This window comes from Polyangium mundeleinium, from assembly GCF_028369105.1.
Classification (GTDB): Bacteria; Myxococcota_A; Polyangia; order Polyangiales; family Polyangiaceae; genus Polyangium; species Polyangium mundeleinium.
In genome coordinates, this window is the sequence record NZ_JAQNDO010000001.1 from 9,391,740 (window position 1) to 9,414,968 (window position 23,229).

General features: G+C 70.4%; 19 protein-coding genes. 7 read left to right on the forward strand and 12 right to left on the reverse strand.

The window, feature by feature from the left end; translation table 11 throughout:
* Positions 1–74 precede the first annotated feature (74 nt).
* Positions 75–1,466: a cyclic di-GMP-binding domain-containing protein, MshE-related gene (locus POL67_RS37170; protein ID WP_271925387.1), complete on the forward strand. Its 1,392-nt coding sequence runs from the start codon at positions 75–77 to the stop codon at positions 1,464–1,466.
* 6 nt (positions 1,467–1,472) lie between these two features.
* On the opposite strand, the gene POL67_RS37175 is transcribed toward POL67_RS37170, so the two are convergent.
* The 4 genes from POL67_RS37175 to POL67_RS37190 form a co-directional block, all read right to left on the reverse strand.
* A complete protein-coding gene (locus POL67_RS37175) occupies positions 1,473–2,645 on the reverse strand; it encodes a CaiB/BaiF CoA transferase family protein (RefSeq protein ID WP_271925388.1) in 1,173 nt (390 codons plus the stop codon).
* 105 nt (positions 2,646–2,750) lie between these two features.
* On the reverse strand, positions 2,751–3,080 hold the full coding sequence (locus POL67_RS37180; protein WP_271925389.1) for an SCP2 sterol-binding domain-containing protein: 330 nt from the start codon (positions 3,078–3,080) through the stop codon (positions 2,751–2,753).
* A gap of 131 nt (positions 3,081–3,211) precedes the next feature.
* Positions 3,212–4,237 (reverse strand): IMP dehydrogenase, encoded by a 1,026-nt coding sequence (locus POL67_RS37185; RefSeq protein ID WP_271925390.1) that lies wholly within the window; start codon positions 4,235–4,237, stop codon positions 3,212–3,214.
* 282 nt (positions 4,238–4,519) lie between these two features.
* Entirely contained in the window at positions 4,520–6,913 is a 2,394-nt protein-coding gene (locus POL67_RS37190) for a heavy metal translocating P-type ATPase (protein ID WP_276076100.1), read from the reverse strand.
* Between the two features lie 192 nt (positions 6,914–7,105).
* Here POL67_RS37190 and rplC point away from each other — a divergent pair, with 192 nt between their 5' ends.
* Genes rplC through POL67_RS37205 form a run of 3 tightly spaced genes read left to right on the forward strand, consistent with a single transcriptional unit; the run spans position 7,106 to position 8,966 of the window.
* Positions 7,106–7,771 (forward strand): 50S ribosomal protein L3, encoded by a 666-nt coding sequence (gene rplC, locus POL67_RS37195; RefSeq protein ID WP_271925391.1) that lies wholly within the window; start codon positions 7,106–7,108, stop codon positions 7,769–7,771.
* 14 nt (positions 7,772–7,785) lie between these two features.
* Positions 7,786–8,397, forward strand: coding sequence for an SAM-dependent methyltransferase (locus POL67_RS37200; RefSeq protein WP_271925392.1), 612 nt, complete (start codon positions 7,786–7,788; stop codon positions 8,395–8,397).
* Positions 8,394–8,966 (forward strand): gamma-glutamylcyclotransferase, encoded by a 573-nt coding sequence (locus POL67_RS37205; RefSeq protein ID WP_271925393.1) that lies wholly within the window; start codon positions 8,394–8,396, stop codon positions 8,964–8,966. The genes POL67_RS37200 and POL67_RS37205 overlap by 4 nt, the downstream gene beginning before the upstream one ends.
* Here the strand turns inward: POL67_RS37205 and POL67_RS37210 are convergent.
* Positions 8,948–9,880, reverse strand: coding sequence for a DUF4388 domain-containing protein (locus tag POL67_RS37210; RefSeq protein ID WP_271925394.1), 933 nt, complete (start codon positions 9,878–9,880; stop codon positions 8,948–8,950). The two genes, POL67_RS37205 and POL67_RS37210, sit on opposite strands and share 19 nt — an antisense overlap.
* A gap of 152 nt (positions 9,881–10,032) precedes the next feature.
* On the opposite strand from POL67_RS37210, the gene kdd reads away from it, so the two are divergent.
* Positions 10,033–11,070 carry an L-erythro-3,5-diaminohexanoate dehydrogenase gene (gene kdd, locus POL67_RS37215; RefSeq protein ID WP_271930966.1) on the forward strand — a complete coding sequence of 346 codons (1,038 nt, stop codon included), beginning with the start codon at positions 10,033–10,035 and terminating at the stop codon, positions 11,068–11,070.
* Between the two features lie 29 nt (positions 11,071–11,099).
* A complete protein-coding gene (locus POL67_RS37220) occupies positions 11,100–12,794 on the forward strand; it encodes a formate--tetrahydrofolate ligase (protein WP_271925395.1) in 1,695 nt (564 codons plus the stop codon).
* On the opposite strand, the gene POL67_RS53890 is transcribed toward POL67_RS37220, so the two are convergent.
* The 6 genes from POL67_RS53890 to POL67_RS37250 form a co-directional block, all read right to left on the reverse strand.
* Complete coding sequence (locus POL67_RS53890; RefSeq protein WP_271925396.1) at positions 12,778–14,916, reverse strand: ATP-binding protein; 2,139 nt, start codon at positions 14,914–14,916, stop codon at positions 12,778–12,780. The two genes, POL67_RS37220 and POL67_RS53890, sit on opposite strands and share 17 nt — an antisense overlap.
* Before the next feature lie 66 nt (positions 14,917–14,982).
* Positions 14,983–15,336, reverse strand: coding sequence for a hypothetical protein (locus tag POL67_RS37230; protein ID WP_271925397.1), 354 nt, complete (start codon positions 15,334–15,336; stop codon positions 14,983–14,985).
* Positions 15,333–19,049, reverse strand: a complete 3,717-nt coding sequence (locus POL67_RS53895; RefSeq protein ID WP_271925398.1) for a sigma 54-interacting transcriptional regulator — start codon at positions 19,047–19,049, stop codon at positions 15,333–15,335. Before POL67_RS53895 ends, POL67_RS37230 begins: the two co-directional genes overlap by 4 nt.
* A 45-nt stretch (positions 19,050–19,094) precedes the next feature.
* Positions 19,095–19,934 carry a DUF2520 domain-containing protein gene (locus tag POL67_RS37240; RefSeq protein WP_271925399.1) on the reverse strand — a complete coding sequence of 280 codons (840 nt, stop codon included), beginning with the start codon at positions 19,932–19,934 and terminating at the stop codon, positions 19,095–19,097.
* Positions 19,934–20,536: a nicotinate (nicotinamide) nucleotide adenylyltransferase gene (gene nadD / locus POL67_RS37245; RefSeq protein WP_271925400.1), complete on the reverse strand. Its 603-nt coding sequence runs from the start codon at positions 20,534–20,536 to the stop codon at positions 19,934–19,936. The genes POL67_RS37240 and nadD overlap by 1 nt, the downstream gene beginning before the upstream one ends.
* A complete protein-coding gene (locus POL67_RS37250) occupies positions 20,517–21,155 on the reverse strand; it encodes a hypothetical protein (RefSeq protein WP_271925401.1) in 639 nt (212 codons plus the stop codon). Before POL67_RS37250 ends, nadD begins: the two co-directional genes overlap by 20 nt.
* 91 nt (positions 21,156–21,246) lie before the next feature.
* On the opposite strand from POL67_RS37250, the gene POL67_RS37255 reads away from it, so the two are divergent.
* The gene (locus POL67_RS37255; protein ID WP_271925402.1) at positions 21,247–22,485 is read left to right on the forward strand and encodes a 2Fe-2S iron-sulfur cluster-binding protein; all 1,239 of its coding nucleotides are present in this window, start codon (positions 21,247–21,249) and stop codon (positions 22,483–22,485) included.
* A gap of 42 nt (positions 22,486–22,527) precedes the next feature.
* On the opposite strand, the gene POL67_RS37260 is transcribed toward POL67_RS37255, so the two are convergent.
* The gene (locus POL67_RS37260; RefSeq protein ID WP_271925403.1) at positions 22,528–23,208 is read right to left on the reverse strand and encodes a heme exporter protein CcmB; all 681 of its coding nucleotides are present in this window, start codon (positions 23,206–23,208) and stop codon (positions 22,528–22,530) included.
* Positions 23,209–23,229: the final 21 nt, after the last annotated feature.

Genomic DNA, 23,229 nt, shown 5'->3' on the forward strand with positions numbered 1-23,229 from the left:
GCCGGTTCTGTCAAGCGAACGCGGCCCCCCAACAACTGGTAGGTCCGCGCTGCGATAGGATAACCTGCGGGCCGATGCCAACGCCGCGCCTCCGTCTCGGTCAGCTCCTCGTCGATGCAGGGCTGCTCTCGCAGCAAGACCTCGACGAGGTCCTCGCGCTCCAGAAAACCGACGGGCGACGCCTCGGCACATTGCTGGTGGAGCGAGGTTACATCAACGAGACCCAGCTCACACAGATCCTCTCGCATCAACTGAGCGTTCCCTGGGTCTCGCTCTTGCACATCGAGTTCTCGCGGCAGCTTTTGAACCTCGTGCCGCACCACGTGGCCGAGCGCTTCTGCGTGGTGCCGATCTACGTCCGCCACGTGCGCGGGCAGGGCCAGACGCTCTACGTCGCGATGGACGATCCCTCGAACGAGGACGGCCTGCGCGCGTGCGGCGAGCACTCGGGACTGCCGGTGAAGGCGATGATCGCGCCGCCGAGCGACATCCGGAATGCGATCCGCGTGTACTACGACGTGCAGGTCGGCGCGTCCGCCCAGCCGCCCGCGCACCTGCCGTCCAACGAGCCTCCGCCGCTCGCCGAGCGTGACACGACGCCCGACGGGACGAGGCCCGAGGTCGCGCCGGAGGTGAGCCTCGCCATCGCGGAGACGCCCGCCGCGCCGTTCGTGGCGCCGGTGGAAGGGCCGGCGGTCGAGGTCGCGGAGATCACGGTGAGTTCGTTGGAGCTCCCAGGTTCGGATCCCGAGCACTCCCCGCCGAAGCCGCAGCCGAGCGCGGCGCGCAGCGCGCCGAAGACGCCGCCGCCGCCGACCACGCAGGACGCCGTCGCGCTCGCCGAGGCGCTCGCGCCCGCGCCGGCACGGGGCAAGATGCCCTCGGCGCCCGACATGCCTCCGCCGCCGACGCTGCCGGATCCGGGCGCGCAGTCGCCGCAGCTCGAAGAGGTCGCCGCGAAAACGCGTGTGTCGATCGTGGAGGCGCGGCCGTTGCCGCCGCCGTCGGAGCGGCTGCGCCGGGTGCTCGAAATCACGGACGATCCGCAGCCGCCGACGCTGGACGAGGGCGCCCTGCCCCCGAGTTCGCAGCCCGTGGACACGATCCCGGAGCCGCGGGGCCGCGCGCCGCGCATGATCGCGCTCACGCTGCTCGACGGCACGACGATCTCGCTGCCCGCGCCGCGCAAGCAGAAGCAACGCGTACCGACACTCGCGCAGCCGACCGGCGGGCCGTCGGAGGAAGAGCTGCCGCCGTCGACGCTGGGGGCCGAGGACGATCGCGCCGGGCTCACGGCGCGGGATCTCGTGGCGGCGCTGCGCGCGGTCTGTCACGGCGCGGACGCGAAGGAGATCCTGGGACCGAACCTGCGCTGGGAGGCCATCGCGGCCGCGCTCCTGTCGGTGCTCCTGCGCAAGGGGCTCGTCGCCGACTGGGAGTTCGTCGACGAGCTCAAGAAGATCTGATCGGAGCTAGCTGCTTTCGCCCTGCCGGATGACGCCGGCGCGGGCGAGGTCGTCGATCTCCGCTTCGGAAAAGCCGGCCTCGCGGAAGATCGCGCGCGTGTGCTCGCCCGAGCGTGGGGGCGGGGCGAAGGCGACGTCGCGCGGCGTGACGGGCAGCCGAACCTGCGGGATGTCTCCGCGCGGGCTCGGGATGTCGAAGAAGAGCTCGCGCGCCTTCATGAGCGGATCCTCGCGAAGCTCGTTCGGACCCACCACGGGTTCGAGGCAGCAGTCGTGGCTCGCCCCGATCGCGATCCACTCGTCGCGCGTCTTCTTGGCAAAGGCGTCGCGCACCGTCGCCTTGATCTCGGCCTGGTGCGGCCCCGGCAGGAGCGCCTCCATGCGCGGCTCGATCCCGGCCGCGGCGCAGAACGAGATCCAGAACTTCGGCTCCAGCGCGCCGAGCGCGAAGGCGTGTCCGTCCTTCGAGAGGTACGTGCCGTAGGGCGCGATCCCGCCGACGAGCGTGTCTGCGCCGCGGGGGCGGGTCTCGCCCGCGAGCGCGGCGCCGATCGTGGCCGTGGCGAAGCCGAGGATGCCGTCCGTCATCGAGATGTCGAGCACGCGCCCCTCACCCGTGCGATCCCGCTCGGCGAGCGCGGCGAGGATCGCGATGACCGACCACATGCCTCCGCTCACGTCGGCGAGCTGAAAGCCAGGCGGCTGCGGAGGGCCGTCCTCGGGGCCTTGCGAGCCGAGCAGGCCGCCGCGCGCGAGGTAGTCGATGTCGTGCCCCGCGCGGTGCTTGAGCGGCCCCTCCTGGCCGTAGCCCGTGAGCGCGCAGATGACGAGCTTGGGGAATTTTCCGCGCAGCACGTCGTGGCCGAGGCCGAGACGATCGAGGACGCCGGGGCGGAACTGCTCGAAGAGCACGTCGTACGAGCTGACGAGCCGCTCGAATGCCGCGCGTCCCTCGGGCCGCTTGAGGTCGAGCAGCGCGCTGCGCTTGCCGCGGTTCAAGAGCTGGAACGCCGCCGACTCGCCGGCGACCGCGGGCGGCATGTGCCGGAGGTAGTCGCCGCCGGCGAGGTCCTCGATCTTGTCGACGGTGGCGCCGAGATCGGCGAGCACGAGCGTCGCGAAGGGGCCGGGCAAGAGCCGCGAGAGGTCCAGGATCCGTTTGCCGACGAGGGGGCGCATCTCGTTTCCTTTGTGTTCAAAAAGAAATGACGGCGGATGAACGAAGGCCGGCGGCCCTCGGACGGATCCGAGCACGCGCCGGCCTCTTTGCGGGATCGGGATCGATCAGAGCTCGAAGAGCTTGTTCAGCTTCATCGCGAGCATCTGGTTGCCCTCGAACTTCAGCTTGCCGGCAAAGTAGAGCTGCATGCCGTTCGCCTGCGGGTTCTCCATGAGCTTGGGGAAGTCGGCCGCCGCGATCTTGATCGTGACGTCGGCGCCGCCGGGGTTCCCCGCCTCGGCCTTCGGGGCCGTCAGGTCGAAGAACCACTCGCCGCCGCCGTCGCCGCTGATGACGAACTGGTACTTGCCGCCGATCGCCTTTGCCCCCGCGGGGTTCTTGGCGATCTTCTCGGGGACTTCTTCGTTGAAGAGCTTCTGGATGTCGACGGCCATGGTGCCTCCGGGCAGCGATGCGCCGACGTCATCGTCGGCGCGTTCCTAGCGTCGGCCGGGTGTAGCCGCGAGCGACGGGCCGCGTCAAGCGGCGGCGAGGACAATGGTTCGGCGGCAAAATTGCGCTTCGACTACGCGCGCGCCCGAGACGGCTGCTGCGAAGCGCGCGGCGCCCTGTCGAGCGCGGAGCGCACGGGCAAGACGAAGAGCCGATCGATCGCGACACGCGCGTCGCGGGGCGGCGGCTCCTCGGGCGGGGCCTGCATCAAGCGCAGATCCCTGAGGAGGCTGCGATCGAGATCGCTCTCCTCGCCGAACTCGTAAGGCAGGATCGAGGGCAAAAGCGCGACGAGCACGGCCTCGCTCCCGCCCTGCCGGATCGACGTGCCCTGGTACACGGCGACGGCCTGGCCAAATGCCTCCTGAAAGACGAAGGGGCGCCACTCGAGGGGCGCGGTGAGGTCGAAGCGACGCTCGCCCACCACGAGCTCACGCCCGTCGAGCGTGAGTGGCGCGCCTCGCGCGTCCGAGAGGACGAGGCGCTCGATGCACGAGGGATCGAGCTCTTCGACGGCGAACACGAGCGCCGCGAAATCGGAGGGCTGTAGCTCGAGCGGCGCGCCGTCGGGGCCGAGGGCCTCGAGCGCGGCGTCATCGCCGACTGCGGTGAACGCGCGATCGAAGAGCCCTCCGAGCGCGCGGCGCGCCGTGCCTTCGAACGTCGATCCCACGTAAAAAAGGCCTTCCGGCGAGCTCCACACGGCGACCATTCGATCCCGCTTGGCGCTGGTCACGAGCGTCATGCCGAAGGGCTCGCCGAGAGGCACGATGTTCTGCGGCGGCCCGCTCTCCGGCTGGAAGAAGAGCCCGTGCCCGTCGACGCAGATGCCGCGGGGCGCGGCCTTGTCGCTCGAACGCCTGCGCGAACCGCGCACGAAAAGCACGATCGCCGCCATCACCAGCACGAGCGGCACGGCCACGCGGACCACGGCGTTCTGCACGACCGCGAGCACGACGAGCGCGACGAGCACGAGCGGCAACGCGGTGTCCCGGGAGGCGGCCTTCGTCGCGCCTGCGCCCGGGGTGACCGCCGAGAACAGACGCGCGCCTTTTCCAGGTCCGCCCGCCCATCCGTCCGCGAGGTGTGCCGCCAGCATGCCGCGCGTGCGTGTCGCACCCTCCCGCGGAGACACGCGCGTCCTCGTCGTATCCCTCGGGCTCGCGGCTCCGTTGCGATTGCGCTCGCTTGCCATCGAACCTCCCGGCGGCAGGCGCGTCGCCCCTCGCAGAGCGTAGCACCCTCGTCGCAGTACGGGAGGGGGGTTCGCGCAGCGCAACCCGCGATGCAAGCTCGCGCTCTTTCCAGGACGGAGGAGGCTTTCCCGGCTCGGCCCGCCCCGGGCCTTCCGCCCTGGAAACCGGGCGACCGACGCTTTGCGTCAGAGTCGCACGGCGCGCAAACGGAGCGCGTTCGTGATGACCGAGACGCTGCTCAGGCTCATGGCGGCGCTCGCGATCATGGGGCTCAGGAGGAGCCCAAAGAACGGATAGAGCACGCCGGCTGCGAGCGGGACGCCGAGGCCGTTGTAGACGAAGGCGAAGAAGAGGTTCTGGCGGATGTTCCGCATCGTCGCCCGCGAGAGGCGCCGTGCCCGCACGATGCCGCGCAAATCGCCGCGCACGAGCGTGATGCCCGCGCTCTCCATCGCGACGTCGGTGCCCGTGCCCATCGCGATGCCCACGGCGGCGCGCGCGAGGGCCGGCGCATCGTTGACGCCGTCGCCGGCCATGGCAACGACCTTGCCGCTCTTCGTGAGGCGCTCGACAACGGCGCTCTTTTGATCGGGAAGGACCTCGGCTTCGATCTCGGTGATGCCGAGCTCGCGCGCGACGGCCTCGGCTGTCGTGCGGCTGTCGCCTGTGAGCATGACGATCGAGAGGCCCTCTTCGCGCAGCGCGGAGAGCGCCTCTTTGGCCGAGCTTTTGATCGGATCAGCCACGCCCACGAGGCCGAGGACACGCCCGCCGCGCGCGACGAACACCACGGTTTGTCCACGCACGCGGAGCGCCTCTGCGTGCGCGAGGGCCTCGGCGCTCTCGATCGAGAGCTCTTCGAGCAGGCGGGCATTTCCAAGCGCGGCCGGCTCGCCCTCGACGACGCCCGTCACGCCGCGGCCCGTGAGGGATCGGAAGCTCGTGACGGCAGCGAGGTCGATGCCTCGTTCCTTCGCGGCCGCGAGGATCGCCGAGGCGAGCGGGTGCTCGCTGCCGCGCTCGAGGCTCGCCGCGATGCGGAGCACGGCCCTTTCGTCCGCGCCGTCGAGCGGCACGATCGAGGCCACGGCGGGTTTGCCCTCGGTGAGCGTGCCCGTCTTGTCCACGACGAGCGTGTCCACGCGCTCCAGCGCTTCGAGCGCCTCCGCGTTCTTGACGAGCACGCCCGCCGAAGCGCCGCGCCCCGTGCCTACCATGATCGACATCGGCGTCGCGAGGCCGAGCGCGCAGGGGCAAGCGATAATGAGCACCGCGACCGCGTTGAGCAGCGCGTACGCGAGGCGCGGCTCCGGGCCGAGGAGCGCCCACACCACGAACGTGAGCACGGCCGTGAGCACGACGGCCGGGACGAACCACGCGCTCACGACGTCGGCGAGGCGCTGGATCGGCGCGCGTGTGCGTTGCGCCTCGCCGACCATCCGCACGATCTGCGCGAGCAGCGTCCCCTGCCCCACGCGCTCGGCGCGCATCACGAAGCCGCCCGCGCCGTTCACGGTCCCGCCCGTCACGCGATCGCCGACATCTTTCTCCACCGGAATCGGCTCGCCCGTGACCATCGATTCATCGACGGAGCTCCGACCTTCGAGCACGACGCCGTCGACGGGAATGCGCTCGCCCGGCCGCACGCGGAGCCGATCACCCACGGCGACGCTCTCGATCGGCACGTCCTCCTCGACGCCGTCTCGCAGCCGCCGCGCCTTCTTCGGCGCGAGTCCGAGCAGCGCGCGGATCGCGCCCGAGGTGCGGCTACGCGCGCGTAGCTCGAGCACCTGACCGACGAGGACGAGCGTCACGATCACCGCCGCGGCCTCGAAGTAGACAGGCACCACGCCGCCGTGCACGCGGAACGATGCGGGGAACATCGAAGGCGCGATCGTGGCCGCGACGCTGTAGACGTAGGCCGTCCCCGTGCCGATCGCGATCAGCGTGAACATGTTGAAGCGCCGGGTCACGAGCGAGGTGAAGCCGCGCTCGAAGAACGGCCATCCTCCCCAGAGGACCACGGGCGTCGCGAGCGCGAGCTCGATCCACCGCTGTTGCGGCAGCACGTGGGACCACCGCCACCCCGGCATCAGCATCGGCGCCATCGCGAGCACGAGCAGCGGCAGCGAGAGCGCGGCCGAGATCCAGAGACGCCGCGTCATGCTCTCGAGCTCGGGGTTCGGCGGCTCCTCGGCGGTCAGGATCGCCATCGGCTCGAGCGCCATGCCGCAAATCGGGCAGGATCCTGGTTTGTCCTGCCGGACCTCGGGATCCATCGGGCAGGTGTAGATCGTGTCCACGGGGGGCACGGCGACCGGCGCCGGGGCCGTTTCCGCGGCCTTCGGCGCGGGCGGCGCTTTCGCCTCGACCTTCGGCGCGAGGTATTTGTCCGGGTCCGCCGCGAACCTCTCGCGGCACCGCGGGTTGCAAAACCAGTACGTCGTGCCTGCGTGCTCGTGCTGGCCGCCCTTGGCCGCCCCGGGCGTCACCATCATCCCGCACACCGGATCCTTCACCTTGGCCGGCGCTTGCTCGTTCACCCGGTGCTCCATGTTCTCCCCGGCGGGGTTTGCCAACAAAAAACCTTTCCCTTTGGACCTTCCTGGGTAGACTCCCCGCCCCCCGACTCGCCTGGTGCTCGTTCACCCCGGTTTCTGCGCTTCGAACCGGCCTTCGCCAAGCAGGCGAAAGATGCGACGAGGGGCTCGCGGGCAGCCGCGAACACAGCCAAACGAACCCCAGTAGAAGCGCGATCAGAGGCAAACGACATGAACAAGAACCTTGGCATCCTCGGCAAGAAGGTCGGGATGACCCAGATCTTCGACGAAAAGGGCGAGGTCCTCCGCTGCACCGTGGTGCAGGCGGGCGGCATCGTGATCGGCAAGCGGACGATCGAGAAGGACGGCTACAGCGCCCTCATCGTCGGCCTTGGCGAGCGCAAAGAGAAGCACACGAAGAAGCCCTTGCTCGGCTCGTACCGCAAGACGCAGCAGACGCCGAAGCGCGTCGTGCGCGAGCTGCGCGTGTCGGCCGAGGACGCGGCGAAGTTCGAGGTCGGCCAGAAGATCGGCGTCGATCAGGTGTTCGAGGTCGGCCAGAAGGTCGACGCGCAGGGCCAGTCCCGCGGCCGCGGCTTCACGGGCGTCGTTCGCCGCTGGAACTTCGCCGGCGCCGTCCAGACGCACGGTACGCACGAGTATCGCCGTCACGGCGGCTCGATCGGTACGAACATGACCCCCGGCCGCACCCTGCCCGGCCTCAAGATGCCCGGTCACTACGGCGCCGAGACCGTGAGCGCGCTCAACCTGCGCATCGCGAAGCTCATCCCCGAGGAGGACCTCGTCCTCATCGAGGGCGCGGTCCCGGGCTCGAAGGAGGGCATCGTCCTCATTCGTGGCGCCGTGAAGAAGAAGAACGGCGGCAAGAAGGCCTGAGCGGCTCTCTCCTCGTGAGCGCGAAGGGCAAGAACCCGTACCGGAAGCCCGACACCTTCACCAAAGCGGCGAAGGCGCAAGGGTTTCCGGCGCGGAGTGTCTTCAAGCTCGAGGAGATCGATCGCCGGGTACGTCTCCTACGACCCGGGCAGCGGGTGCTCGATTTGGGCGCCGCTCCCGGGTCGTGGTCCATGTACGCCGCGCAGAAGATCGGATCCAAAGGGCACCTGCTCGCCGTGGATCTCTCGGAGATCCGGCAAGCCTTCGGCCCCAACGTGACGGTCGTGCGAGGCGACGCGCTCTCGCTCGAAAACGATGCCCTCGCGCTCTTCGCACCCTACGACGTGGTGCTGAGCGACATGGCGCCCGCGACGACGGGCAGCAAGACCGCGGATCAGTGGCGGAGCTACGAGCTCTTCGATCGCGCGGTCTCCGTGGCCGAGGCGCTCGGCGCGCCGGGGAGCGCGTTCGTCGGCAAGCTGTTCATGAGCGAAGAGTTCCAGAAGGCACGCGAGAGGCTGCGCTCGCTCTACGACGAGGTGCGCGTGATCCGGCCCGAAGGCACGCGCAGCGTGAGCTCCGAGGTCTTCCTCGTCGGGATCGCTCGGAAAAAACCATCGCTGTGAGCGTGTGGATCTTCGGCTACGGCTCGCTGCTCTGGCGGCCCGGCTTCCCCTACGTCGAGGCGAAGGCCGCGCGCGTCGCGGGTTTGTCGCGGCGCCTCGAACAAGGCTCGCCCGATCATCGCGGCACGCCGGAGAGGCTCGGGCGCGTGGCGACGCTCGTCCCCGCGCCCGACGCGCACGTGGGCGGCCTCGTGTACGCGCTCGCGCCCGCGGAGACGGACGCGATCCTCACCGCGCTCGATGAACGCGAGCAGGGCGGATACGACCGCGTCACGGTCCACGCGGAGCTTCACGGCGAGGCCACAGCGAACGACGGTGAAACGGCGATCGAGGCGATCACCTGGATCGCGCGCCCCGGAAATCCGTGGCACCTCGGGCCTGCGCCGTTCGAGACGATGGTGGCCGACGTGCTCGAAGCGCACGGGCCGAGCGGGACGAACGTGGAGTACGTGCTGCGCCTTTCGGAGACGCTCGCGACGCTCGGCTTCGAGGACGATCACGTCTCCTCGCTGGCCGAGGCGGTGCGCGCCGCGCTCGGGAGCCGCCCCGGTCACTCGACGCGCACGTAACCCGACGAGATCAGCTTGAGGAGCGTGCGGCCCGTGTCGAGGTCGCTCGTGGTGCTCTTGTCCATGACCACGTGCATCTCGGCGTGGTTCCACACGGCCTGCAGCACATCGAGCTCCATCGGCGAGAGATCGCGGATCAGCGGCTTCAGCGGGAGCGCGACCGAGAGCTGCGCGTTTTTCCCGGGCAGCTTGTGCTTGATCGCGTTGAGCTCGTCGAGCTGACGGAGCCCCTCCATCAGGATCTCCTGCACGGACACGTCGATCGGATCCTTCGGCAGGACCTCGTCGGGCGGCTCGAAATCGAACGTGCCGCTGCCCCACGCGAGGATGCGGTACGCGGCCTTGAGCGGCGGCAGATCGGTGCTGTCGTCGAGCGACGCGTGGATGATCGTGCCCTTCTGCAGGTGGATCTTGCCGACCTCGTCGTCGGTGCGGATCACGAGCAGCCCGGTCTTCTTCGACGAACCGAGGAGCTGCAGCAGATCGGGCAGCGGGATCTCGTCGATCGCGCCGGACATGCTGCGCGTCGGCGAGCGGCCCGAGGGCGGCTGCTCGCTGCGCTTGGGAAGGCGGATTCCGGGCGACGAGCCCTCGGCGACGACGACCTTCAGAATGTTCGTGCCGATGAGGACACGATCCCCTTCCTTGAGCGTCGCGCGCTTGATGCGCTCGCCGTTGACGAAGGTGCCGTTCGTCGAACCGAGGTCCTCGATCGTGATGGGATCGCCGCACGCGATGCGCGCGTGCTTGCGGGAGACCATGTCCTCCACGAGGACCATGTCGAGCTCGCTCGAGCGCCCGACGATGATCTCCTTCTTGTCCTCCAGGAGGAACTCTCCGCCCTGGTATTTGCCGGAGATGAAGCGCAGCGCGAGTCTCCGCGGCGGCGACACCTTGGGCAGTTGGCTTTCCATGCTCGGCCGAAAGATTCGCGGAGGGCGCAGGATACGCCCGCTTCGTCCTTGAAACTTTAGGGTTTCCGACCTGTGAGGGTCAAGCGTTCCTCGCGGGATCCCCCCGCCGCCTTCCGTCCGGCGAAAGGCGTGATAAGGGAGCGCTCGTGACGATGCTTGCCGGAGACCCCCTCGGGACCCACCGCGTGATCGCGCCGAAAGGTGCGCTTCCCCAGCCCGCCGAGCGGCTCGACAACGATTTTTCCAAGGTCTACGCGACCGAAATCGTCGTCGACGTTCAGACGCTCAACGTCGACGCCGCGAGCTTCCGCCAGATGGAAGAGGCCTCCGGCGGAGATCCCGACGGCGTCGCAGCGCTCGTCCTCGAAACCGTGAAGCGTCGAGGCAAGCAACACAATCCGGTCACCGGCTCCGGCGGCATGCTGCTCGGCGTCGTCGAGCGCGTCGGTGACCTCGCAGCGACGCGCGGCTTCGTCCCGGGCGACCGCGTCGCCACGCTCGTCTCCCTCTCGCTCACGCCCCTCTGGCTCGATCGCGTGCTCGCCGTGCGCCCCGCCTCTGCGCAGCTCGACGTCGTCGGCAAGGCCGCCGTCTTCCTCACGGCGCCGATCGCGCGCATCCCGACGGACATGCCCGAGCGGCTCGTCCTCGCCTTGCTCGACGTGGCCGGCGCGTCCCCGCAGGTCGCGCGCCTTTGCGGCCCCGGCGACACTGTCGTCGTGCTCGGCGCGGGCGGCAAATCGGGCCTGCTCTGCGCGGCCGAGGCGCGCCGCCGCGTGGGCGAGAAGGGCAAGGTGATCGGCATCGAGTCCTTCCCCGCGTACGCCGACGACCTGCGCGCACTCGGGATCTGCGACCACGTCGCGACGCTCGACGCGCGCGATCCGCTCGCCGTGCGTGACGCTGTCGCGCCGTTGACCGAGGGCCGTGGCGCGGACCTCGTGCTCTCGTGCGTAAATGTCCCCGGCGTCGAGATCGCCGCGATCCTCGCGGCCCGTGATCGCGGCAAGGTTTACTACTTCGCGATGAGCACGAGCTTCACGGCCGCCGCCCTCGGCGCCGAGGGGATCGGCCGCGACGTGGATCTCTTCATTGGCAACGGCTACGCCCACGACCACGCCGAGCACACGCTCTCGCTCGTGCGCGCGAGCCGCCCGCTCCACGAGCTCATGCAACGACGTTACACATAACGCCTGCTTTGCAGGCACCGAGGAGGCCCGTGACCCTTACGCAGAGCGCTTTGCCCATCGGACCCCAAGGGATCCTCGACGTCGCGCGTGAGCTCGGCGTCTCCGAGGATCACGTCGAGCCGTACGGCCGCAACAAGGCGAAGATCGATCTCGCCGCCCTCACGCGCCCTGCCGCAGGCGCGGGCCGCCTCGTGCTCGTCTCCGCGATCAACCCTACGCCCGCGGGCGAAGGCAAGACAACGACGTCGATCGCGCTCGCGATGGGCATGCGGCGCCTCGCGAAGCGCGCCGTGCTTTGCCTGCGCGAGCCCTCGCTCGGCCCGGTCTTCGGCGTGAAGGGCGGCGGGACCGGCGGCGGACGCGCGACGCTCATGCCCGCCGACGACATCAACCTGCACTTCACCGGCGACATCCACGCGATCTCCACCGCGCACAACCTCCTGTCCGCGATGGTCGACAACGCGTGCCACTTCAACACCACGTTCGGCGACAAGGGCGCGATCGACCCGCGCCAGGTGACGTGGGGCCGCGCGCTCGACATGAACGACCGCGCGCTGCGCAACGTGATGGTCGGCCTCGGCCGCAAGGCCGACGGCGTGCCGCGGCAGGATCGCTTCGACATCACGGCCGCGAGTGAGGTTATGGCGATCGTGGCGCTCGCGGAGGGGCCCGAGGATCTCGAGAAGCGCCTCGGCCGCATCGTGATCGGCCAGAGCACGAGCAGCGCGCCGATCACGGCCGCCGACGTCGGCGCCGCCGCCGCGATGACCGCGCTCCTGCGCGACGCGATCAAGCCGAACCTCGTGCAGACCGACGAGGGCGGCCCTGCTCTCGTGCACGCCGGCCCCTTCGCGAACATCGCGCACGGCTGCTCCTCCGTCCTCGCGACGCGCCTCGGCCTGCTCTCCGGCGACTACGTGATCACGGAAGCGGGCTTCGGCTTTGATCTCGGCGGCGAGAAGTTCCTCGACATCAAGTGCCGGACGATGGGCGTCTTCCCGCGGGTGCTCGTCCTCGTGGCCACGCTGCGCGCGCTCAAGATGCACGGCGGCGCCCCGGTCAAGCGAGCAGCGGAGCCCGATCCGCGGGCGCTCGAGCTCGGCCTCACGCACCTCGACAAACACCTCGACTCGGCCGCGTTCTTTGGCCTGCCCGTCGTCGTGTCGATCAACGTCTTCCCAAACGACACGCAAGAGGAGCTCGCCCTGGTCGAGGCGGCCATGCAGCGCCGCGGCGTGCGCGCCGTCCGCTGCGAAGGCTTCTTGCGAGGCGGCGAGGGCGCCCTCGATCTCGCCGAGGCCGTCGCGACCGCAGCCGACGCGACTGACGGCGCGCCGCCCGCGCCCCGCTTCGTCTATAACCTCGGCGAGCCGCTTCGCGACAAGATCACGAAGATCGCCCGCACGGTCTACGGCGCGGAAGGCGTCACGTTCACCGCCGCCGCCGAGCGCGACGCCCGCCGCATCGAGGAGCTCGGCCACGGCGGCGTGCCCGTGTGCATGGCCAAGACCCAGCTCTCGCTCTCCGACGATCCCGCGCTCGTTGGACGTCCAACAAACTTCCAGGTCACCGTGCGCGAGCTCCGCCTGAGCGCCGGCGCGGGCTTCGCCGTCGCGCTCACGGGTGACATGATGACCATGCCGGGCCTGCCCCGTGAGCCATCCGCCTTGCGGGTCAAACTCCTGCCCACGGGCAAGATTCGCGGCCTCATGCAGAACGACTGAGCGGCGTGGGCGTCGACGACGGCGCCCCAAGCGCGTCCATCGCCGCCGGCAGGATCACCGCGAACGTCGATCCTTTGCCCTCGTACGATCGCACCTCGATGCGCCCGCCCGCGCCCTGCGCGATGCGCTGGCTGATCGCGAGCCCGAGCCCCGTGCCCTTCTCCTTCGTGGAGAAGAACGGGAGGAAGATGTTCTCCAGCACCTTCTGCGAGATGCCCGGCCCGTTGTCCGCGACCGTGAGCTCGACGAAAGGCTCGTCGGCCATCCCCGTCCCTGATCGCGTGGTCCCACGGCCGAGCCGCACGCGCGTCGACACCGTGATCTTCCCCCGCCCCTTCATGGCCTGCGACGCGTTCCGGAAAAGGTTCATGAGCACCTGCCGGAGCTTCTCCGGATCGATCGCGACCCGCGGCAGGCTCGCATCGAGGTTCACCTCCACCGTGAGATCCTGGGTCGCGCGCTCCGTCGAGAGCACCTGCAACGTGCGGCGCACGACGGCGTTCACGTCCGTCGGCACCACGGCGCCCTGGTTCGCGCGCGCGAGATCAAGCACCGAGCCGACGACCCGATCGAGCCGCTCGACCTCTTCGAGGATGATGCCGATGAACTCACGCGACTGCGGATCCGGATCGCGCCCATCGGGCCCTGGCTCAGCGAGGAGCTGCGCCGAGCCCTTGATCGCGCCGAGCGGGTTCCGGATCTCGTGCGCGAGCCCCGCCGCCATCTGCCCGAGCACGGCGAGCCGGTCGCGCTCCTTCATCTGCTGGTAGACGCGCGAGTTCTCGATGACCACGCCGACCTGCGTGGCGATCGCATCGAGCAGCGTGATCTCCTCGGGCGAGAAGGCGTCCCGCACGCGCTCGTCGACCACGACGAGCAGCCCCACGATCTCGTCGCCTTCGGCCCGGATTTGCAGGAGGACCGCGCCGTCCCGCAAACTCCCGAGCACCGCGGCCGCGCTGAGCACCGCCTCGGACGCGTCCGTCCTCGCGCCGCGCGCCTTGCGCTCCCGCACCTCGCGCTTGAGCTCTTCGAGGGAGAGCGGCCCCCCTTCGAGCCGATCGAGCAGCGCGCGTGCCGTTGCCACCTCGATCCGCGGCGGCGCGCCCGGCCCAAGCGCCGCGAGCTTGTCGAACCCGGTGCCATCCGCGTCGCGCAGGTAGAGCGCGGCCTTCGTTACACGGCGCGACTGTTCGAGCGCCGTCATCACGATCGAGCCGAGCTCGTCGAGCTCGAGCACGTGCACGAGCCGCCGGCGCGCGTCGGCCACGGATCGTTCGAGGTCAAATCGATCACGGAAGAACAGCTTCTGGATCTGCTCCGCGACTCGCTCGCGTAGCGGATCGAAGAGGACCAGGATCACGATCGCCGCGAGCACGGCGTTCAAGTACATCGTGTTGAAGCCGCCGATGAACGTGATGAGGACGTAGAAGATCCCCGCGATCAGGAAGGCGACGGCCGTGGCGACGAGCAGGCGCGCGAGCATCTCGTAGACGTCGAGCAGCCGCTCGTGTCGGAGCGCTTGCGCCAGGATGAACAGGAACACCACGCTCAGGGCCGCGCCGACAGGCGCGGGGTTCACCCCGAGGAACCACGCGAAATCGGCGACGCTCGCGAGACCGGCGAGCGCGCCAATCACCACGAGGAAACGCACGCGCCGCTGCGTCGCACGTGAGCCGCTGCGCGCGCCGCGTTGCCCGAGCTCCCATAGCCCCGCCGTGAGGAACGCGAAGACGTAAAAGAACACCGCGCCGCGCACGAGCCAAAAGCCCTGCTTGGGGCTCAAAACGAGCAGCACCATGGGCACCGCGAGCACGCCCGCGAGGCGCGGCAAGCGGCTCGGTCGATCCCCTTCGTGCGGGATCATCGCCTCGAAGAGATGGAGCGCGAACTGCGGCAGGAGCACCGCGAGGATCGCGGTGAAGCGCTCCCATATCGTCTGCTGGAAGAAGCCGAAGAGCGACTGCGACAGGTACCAGAGGCCGATGTCGCCCGCGAACGCCGCGAAGAGCAGGTGCACGGTGCGGACACGGCCGCGGAGCAGGATCGAGACGGCGATGACGAGCGCGAGCGCGCCGCAGACGAGCGTGGTCCGGGTCCGGAGATCGATCCCTATCGGCACGACGAGAGCGTAACGCGCTGCCTCGGGGACGTCCCCGATCGATCGTCCGCCCGCGGACGGGCGTGCCTAGTCTTGCTTCGTCCCGCTGCCCGGCGAGCTCTGCGTGCCGGCGCCGGGGACCCACGGCAGCGGATCCGGGCCGCTGCGCGCTTCGGGATCACAGCCGCCGGGCTTCACCGGGACGAGTTCCTGCCACGGCAGCGGATCCGGCATGTCGTCGGTCTGCGGAGGCGGCTCGTCGGGCACGCTGGGGGTACCGCGATCGGCCTGCTCCTCCGCATCGGAAGAGCTCGCCGCGAGCTCCTCGATGGCCTCGTCGACCGCGACGCTCTCGTCAGGCGCAGCCAGACACCCCGTGAGCACCGTCGCGAGGAGTGCGAAGAGTCCTCCGAGCCCGAGCGATTGTCTCCCAACGTTCATGATCCGTCCTCCGACGCACTGCCAAGACCGTACTGCTTCACGAGCTGCGAGAGCCGCGGCCGCTTCATCCCCAGAAGCACCGCGGCGCGGGTGATGTTCCCGCCGCTCTCTTCGAGCGCGCGCGCGATGCACTCACGCTCGATCTTCCGCTTCATGTCGCTCAGGCTGACGCCCGAGCGGACATGCGCGTACGTCACCTCGACCGGCGTCGAATCGCCCTCCCCTTGCGATCTTCGCTCGGCGAGCTGAGTGGCGCCCCCGCTCCCCCCACGCGCGTCCTGCTGCTCCGATGACGAGGGCGGCGACGAGCCCTTCGTGATCTCGGCAGCCACGCCGCGCATGTACTCGACGTTCGTCGTGAAATCCTCGAGCTCGATGACATCGCCCTCGGCGAAGAGCGACGCAGCGCGAACCGCGTTCTCGAGCTCGCGCACGTTGCCGTGCCACGCGTGCCGCATCAGCGCCTCGATCGCCCGATCCGAGAGCCGCTTCTGCGGCTCGCCGCGCTCCTGCGCGATGCGGGCGAGCAAGGCCGACGTGATGAGGGGCATGTCCGCGATGCGCTGGCGAAGCGCGGGGACCTCGAGCACGACCTGCCGCAGCCGGTAGTAGAGATCCTCGCGGAACTCGCCGCGCGCGACCATTCCGCGGAGATCGCGGTGCGTGGCGCAGAGGATGCGCACGTTCGCGCGGATCGGCTGGGCGCCGCCGACGCGCTCGAAGGTCTTGTCCTCGAGCACGCGGAGGAGCGCGACCTGTGTTCGCTGCGAGATGTCGCCGATCTCGTCGAGGAAGATCGTGCCGCCCTCGGCGAGCTCGAAGCGGCCGCGGCGCCGCGCCTGCGCGCCGGTGAACGCGCCCTTCTCGTGGCCGAAGAGCTCGGAGAGCAGGAGCGTCTCGACGAGCGCCGAGCAGTTCACCTTGACGAGCGGGCCCGCGCGGCGTGGGCTCATCTCGTGGATCGCATCGGCGACGAGCTCCTTGCCGGAGCCGCTCTCGCCGTGGATCAGCACAGTCGTATCGGCCTTCGCGACCTTCTTGATGGCCGAGAGCAGCGCGAGCATGCTCGCGTCGCGCCCCACGATTCGCTCGATCGCCGTCACCGACGAGCGCGACGGCGAAGACGATGCGCGCAAAGACGGTGGCGACGAAATCAACGACGGCGAGGAGCAGCCCGCGCACGACGCATCGCCGCACCGCTCACAAGGCCGGTGCCCCGGCTCGCTCGAACGCGGTGTGCGCGCTTCGAGAGCCGCGAGGCCACGAAGCTCCGGCCGCGCGAGGAAACGCTCGCGGATCCCCTCGGGCAAGGACGACGCCATGCGATCACGAGACGCGAGCGCCGCGTGCAAATGCGTCTCCGCCTCGCGCGCATCGCCGCGCGAGAACTCCGCGTGGCAAAGCAGCACACGCGCCTCGCGCTCGAGCTCGGGTGCATCCGCTTCCCGCGCAAGATCGAGCGCCTCCTCGGCAGCGCCGTCCCACGCATCCCCGGCGGCGCGCGCCCGCGTCGCTTCGAGGAGCGCGACCTCCGCGCGCGCGCGCGTCGAGCTCGCATGCGCCCGCGCGCGCTCGATCGCCTGCGCGGCGCGCGCCACATTGCCGTCGTCGAGCGCGATACGCGCCGCGAGACAGTGGCACTCGCAGAGCTTCGCGCCGTTGCTCGATCCGCTCGCGCCTGCGATGGCCGACGCGAGCTCCGCCCGCGCTTCGAGCGTCCTGTTGCGCGCGAGGTGGATCCGCGCCGCGACGAGCGCGAAGTGCGGCGCGCGTGTCCCCGGGATCGCCGGGCCGCACGCCTGCCGACCGAACGCAAGCGTCTGCTCGGCCTCGGCCACGAGCCCGAGATCGAGCCGGAGCTCCGCGAGGTTCGGGATCACGGTGGCGAGGAAGAGCCGCTCGCGGATGCGGCGGAAGACCTCGATCGCGCGCTCCGAGAGGTGGAACGCCTCCGGGTAGTCGCGCTTCAGGATGGCGATCGTCGCGAGGTTCGTCAGCGCGAACCCGACGGCGCGGTGCTCGCCGCGCGCCGTACCGTCATCAAGCACGGAGGCGAGCATCGGACGCGCCTCGTCGAGCCTACCGGCCGAGAGCACGGCGATCGCGCGGTTGAGCCGCGCCCGAAGCTCCGTGATCCCCTCGCCGCCACACGCTGCTTCCCACGCGTCGGCCGCGAAATGCGCCTCCGCTTCGCTCCATGACGCCGCCGCGAGCAGGAGCTTGCCGAGCACGTTCCGCGCCCCGAGCCGCGTCGCGAGATCCGACGCGCTGCCCTGTGCTTCCTGGGCAAACCTTCGCGCCGCTTCGAGATCACCGGTCGTGTACCGGACTTCGGCGAGTTCCACGGCCGCCCGCGCGCGCGCGCCGGACGCATCCGCACGGCTCATGGCGCGTTCGAGCACGATTGTCGCCGTCGTGAGATCCCCTTCGGCGCTGAGCGCCTTGCCCAGCGTGATCAGCACCTCGGGCGCGTTTCCATCCCGCGCCGCTGCGGCCCGCGCGAACCCCGTCGCGCGCTCCGCATCCCCGACACGAAGCGCGAGCTCGGCCGAACGCAGGAGCGCCTGCGTCGTCGACGCGTCCGAGAAGAACGCGAGCGCCGCTTCCCAGCGTCGCCAGAAATCCACCCGCGCGGAAGGCTCTGCCACACCCGCGAGCGCGCGCGTCGCGAGCAGCTCCGCCCGCTCCGCGTCACCCGCGCGCGCCCACAACTCGGCCGCGCGGAGCATCGCCCACGGATCAACGGGGAACACCGCTTCGAGCGCGCTCGCCACGGCGACCGCATCCTCACGATCGGCTTCGAGCTCGATCGGAGCGGCGCCCGTGAGCTTCATCGATCCCGCCGTGTCGACGGTCGCCACGCCCCGCGCGACGAGCGCCTCCACGTCCGCGCTCGCGCCGAGCCGACTCGCCTCCGCCGCGGGCAAACTCCGCTGCGCAAGCGCGAGACGCGCGCAGAGCCGCCTCTGCGCCGGCTCGAGCACGATCGGCTCGGCGCGCCCGTCGAGTGGCGCGCGGCGCGCCGCCGACCACCAGCGCTCCAGCGCTTCGAGACGGCCCTCTTCTGCACCGAGACGAAGCTCGGCCGCCTGCGCGATCGCCTCCCAGTAGCGCCGTAGATCCTCCGACGACGCGATCGGATCGATCTGCACGAGGCGCGCGCCCGCCGGCGCCGAGGCCACCTCACGCAACACGAGCACGAGTGGCGCGGCACCTCCGCGCGGCGCGACCACGAGGCGCGCGATCTCCTCCAGGACCGCCTGTCCCCAGTGCGTCGGCGTGCCTTCGGACACGACGATCATCGTGCCGTTCGCCGCGCCGAGGATCCTTGCAGCCACGAGGCGCGGCTCCACCACGTCGCCGATCCCCATCTGCGCGGCGATCTCGCGCCAGGGTTCGTCCCACGCGACCTCGGCGATCCGCAGGCACGCGCGTCCGATCACCTGCGCCCGCCGCGCTGCGTGCGCGCCCACGGCCTCCAGCGTCGCGCGCGGCCCGTGCAGCACCACGAGCCCGCTCGCGCCTTTCGCGCAGAGCAGATCGTCGACCGCCGCGAGCCCGCGAAGCGAAGCGCGCACGGAAGGCGCGGCGATCACCGCGCCGGACGGCAGCGCGCCCGCCTCCGCGCCGAAGACACCTTCGGTGCGACCCCCCGAAGGTTCCTGGGGTGAAAACCGATCAAGCGGAGAAGTTCGAGGTTCGGCGTCCGCCACGGCTTTTCCAGCGTACGGTCCGTGGCTCGCGCACCGCAACGTTTTTCAGGCGCCGCCCGGCGCCTTTTCGAGCACCGTGACGATGGCGTCGAAGCTTTCCGCTGGCGCATCGCCCAGGGCGCGCGCGAGCGGCACCTGCAACCTCGACGCTGCCACATAAAGAGGCACGAGGTGCGGCGCCGCGCGCGACAGCATCTCCAGGTGCCGGCCCACGCCCGCCGCGTCCCCGCGACGCACCGGCCCCGTGAGCGCCGCCGGCAAACCCATCGCTTCCACGTTGTCCGCGACGCTGCGAAGGAGCGGCCCCAGCATCGCCGCCGCGGTGTCCGCCGGCACGCCTGCGCGTCCGAGCAGATCCACCCCGCCTGCGGCGAGCGCCGCGGCCCCGTTCGCCACGAGCCCGGCCGCCGCATGGTACAGCACGCGATCGAGCCCGGAGATCGTCCGCGGCGTCATCCCGAGCTTTCGCCCGATCGCCGCGGCCGCCCGCACGGCGCGCGGATCTCCGTCCACGTGGAGCTGCCCGCGCACGAGCGACGGCGTGACCTCCGGCGACGCGAACGAGATCATCGGGTGCATCTGCGCGACCGCGACGTTCTTGCTCCGAAGCGGCGCGAGCGGCTCCGGGCCGATCGCGCCCGCGCAGTGCACGACCACCGCCCTTTTGTGCCCCAACAATCCTGCGTCCCGGATCCGCTCCGCGAGCGGCTGGAGATCACGATCCCGCACCGCGAGGATCACGAACGGCGCGTCGATGCGCCGCGCCGGCAGCCCGCTTCGTTGCGGGCGCAACGTCACCACGTACCCCACCCGGCGCAGCGCCCGCGCGAGACCTGCGCCGACCTTGCCTGCGCCCAGGATGAACACGCTCTTCTGCGCGGCCATCAGCTCCTCCGGTAGAGACCCCGCTCAGCCGCGTACGCGAGCACCTCGCGCGGCACGAGCTTCTCGACGCGCTCGATCTCGCCGCTGCCGATCGCGTCGCGCACCTCGGTGCTCGAGATCTTCGGCAGCATCGGCTCCGGCGCGCCCTCGGCCATCACGCCCGCGCGGCCCACGAAGAGCGGCGGCGCGATCGCCGTGATCTGATCGAAGCGGTGCCACTTCGACAGGTCCGCGATCACGTCGGCGCCGAGCAAGAGGCGCATCGACCAGTCCGGGTGCTGCGTGGCGAGGTGCTCGAGCGTCCGCAACGTGAGGCTCTCGCCGCCGAGCTCGCGCTCCACGGTGGAGACGCGTACGCGCGGGATCCAGGCGAACGCGAGCTCGCACATCGCAAGCCGATCCTCGAACGGCGCGAGCTCCTTGGCGAACGGGTGCCTGTAGACGGGCACCACCAGCACCTCGTCCACGGGCTCCGTCGACAACACGTACACCGCCGCGAGCACGTGCGCGACGTGCGGCGGGTTGAAGCTCCCTCCGAACACGGCGACCCGATGCCCCGGCGCGGCCGCGGGCGCTGCGTGCTCATCCGCTGCTCTTGCCATCCTGCACCCGCATCTTGACGCCCGGCAGGCTCGGCCCTCCGCCCAGCATGTCCTCTGCGGTGACGGCCCCGCTCGCGTTCCGGATCTCCACGCGCACCCCGCCCGACGGCACCTCTTCGAGCACGGCCATGCCACCGCCCGGCGCCCCGATTGGCCCCGGGGAGACGAACATCCGCGAGCCGATGCGCTTCATCGTCGGCTCCTGGCTCCGCCCGAACACGAGCAAGCTCGCGGCCGCGATGTCGTCCTGATCGAGGATGCCTTTGTCGTAGACGAAGACCGCCACGCGCCCGTCGACGAGCTCGATCGATCGGAGCTGGCGGCTCGGGATGCTCGTCAGCGCGCGAAGCCTCGACCGCGCGCGCTCGGCGGCCACGTAGGCGTCGATCGCCTCCGGCGTCGCGCGCGCGCATCGCACCGCCGCGCGCGCATAGAGGAGGTCCTCGCTCGGGTTCGCGTCGACGAGCCGGTACGCCCAGGCCTTCGCCACGAGATCGAGCGCGCCGTCGTCCGACAGGTAGATGATTTGGTCGACCTGGACCTCGTCCAGCAGGAGCTGCGCCGCCCGTGCAAGCGCAGGCAGATCTCTGTTGGCCGGTCCGAGGATGCCTAGGCGCATCGATTCGAGAGGGTAGATCAGGCGCGCGTCCTCGTGGACCTTTGTTTGCGGGGGTCACCCCCGAGTTCGCCGTGCTATAGGGCCGTGGCCCATGTTCCGGCGTACGCGGGCCTTCCGAGATCCGGTCACGATCCACCTCGACGGCTCGCCGGTGCGGGCCGAACGGGGCGAGCCGCTCGCCGCCTCTCTCCTTGCCGAGGACAAGTTCATCCTGGCGCGGAGCCCCAAGCTCCACCGCCCGCGCAGCGCGAGCTGCTTCCGCGGCGGGTGCGACGGCTGCCTCATGCGCGTCGACGGCACGCCGAACGTGATGACCTGCCTCCACGCGACCCGGGGCGACGAAGAGGTCGAAGCCCAGAACGTCGTCGGCTCGCGCCAGGCCGACCTCTTGCGGGTAACGGATTGGTTCTTCCCGAAGGGCATCGATCACCACCACTTCATGGCAGGCGTCCCTGCGCTCGGCTCCATCATGCAGAGCTTCGCGCGCAAGATCGCGGGGCTCGGGCGCATGCCCTCGGAGATCGAGGCGCCTCGGCCCGCGCGCTTGCTCGAGGCAGACGTCGTGGTCGTGGGCGCGGGCCTCGCAGGCCTCGTCGTCGCGCACAAGCTCGGCGCTGCGGGCGCGCGTGTCGTCGTCGTCGACGACGGCCTCTCGCTCGGCGGCTCGCTCCTCGCGCTCCCCGACCAAGCGCGGCGCCTCGCATCGATCCGGCCGAGCGGCGACCTCGTCTTCTCGCGCGCCACGGCGGCCGGCATCTACCTCGGGGACCTGCTCGTCGCTGCGGAAGAAGGAGCTGTCGTGGTACGCGCGCCTGCAAAGGTCTTCGCGACGGGCGCGCACGACGGCATCGCGGCCTTCCCGGGCAACGATCTTCCCGGCGTCTTCTCGGCGCGCGCGCTCTGCCTCCTTCATACCTACGGCGTCGAACCCGACGGCCCCGTCGTCATCGCGGGCGAAGGTGTTTGGGCCGACGAGCTCGCACGACGGCTCGGCGATCGCGTGGTGCGCTGCAAGGCGTCCGCCCTCGCGGGCGTCGAAGGCACGGGACAGGTGAAGCGTGTTCTCCTGCACGAAGGCGCCAAAGACGAGCGCCGCATCGATACGGAAATCCTCGCCCTCGCGCTCCCCGGCGCCCCAGCGTTCGAACTCGCGGCGCAGGCTGGGGCCGAGCTTCGGTTCGATCCTGCGCGTGGCTACGCGGTCGCTTGTGACGCGGACGGCGCGGCTGGCGAAGGCATATGGGCTGTCGGCGAGTGCACCGGCATGGACTTCGATCCCGACGTGATCACGGCCGCCGCCGAGCGCTGCGCGGCCGCGATCAACGCTTGAGGGCTCTGCTCCGAGAAGCGGAGCTACGCCCCCAAACCCCTATCACCCGTCGATGAGCGTATCGAACAGCCCCACGCCGCCGGCGGTGAACACCGTCCCGAAGACGCCCATCAGCGCGAGGTAATCGAAGAGCTCGCTCGTCTCGGCGCCGCCGAAGAGCTCGCGTGTGCCGGCCACGGCGGCGAGCAGCGTCGGCGCGAGCAGCGGGAAGAACACGCTCGCGAGCACGAGATCCCTCGCCCGCGTGCGCACCGTCATCGCGCCGAACAGCGTCCCTACCGCGGCGATCCCCGGCGTCGCGAACAGCGCGATCAAGAGGAGCCCGGGACCCATGCGGATCAGATCGACGGAGAAGAGCAGCGCGCTCACGGGGATCACGATCGCCTCCACGAGCCCCACGAAAATCGCCACGCTCACGGCCTTACCCGCGAAGATCGCGCCGCGCGACACGGGCAGGACGAGCAGCCCCGCGAGCGCGTTCTCCTCGCGCTCGCGTTGCCACGTCCGCCCGACGGCGAGCACCGAAGCGAACGCGACGGAGACCCATATCACCCCGGGCGCCACGCCTTCCGTTGCTTCTTGTCCTGCGAAGAACGCGAGGGACGCGATGACGGCGACGAGCACGGCGAAGAACCCGCTCGTGGTCACGATCTCGCCCGTGGACAGCTCGATGGCGAGGTCCTTCCCGGCGATGAGCGCAGCTTGCTTCAGGAATCGTTTCACGTGCGAGCTCGGAGCCCGAGG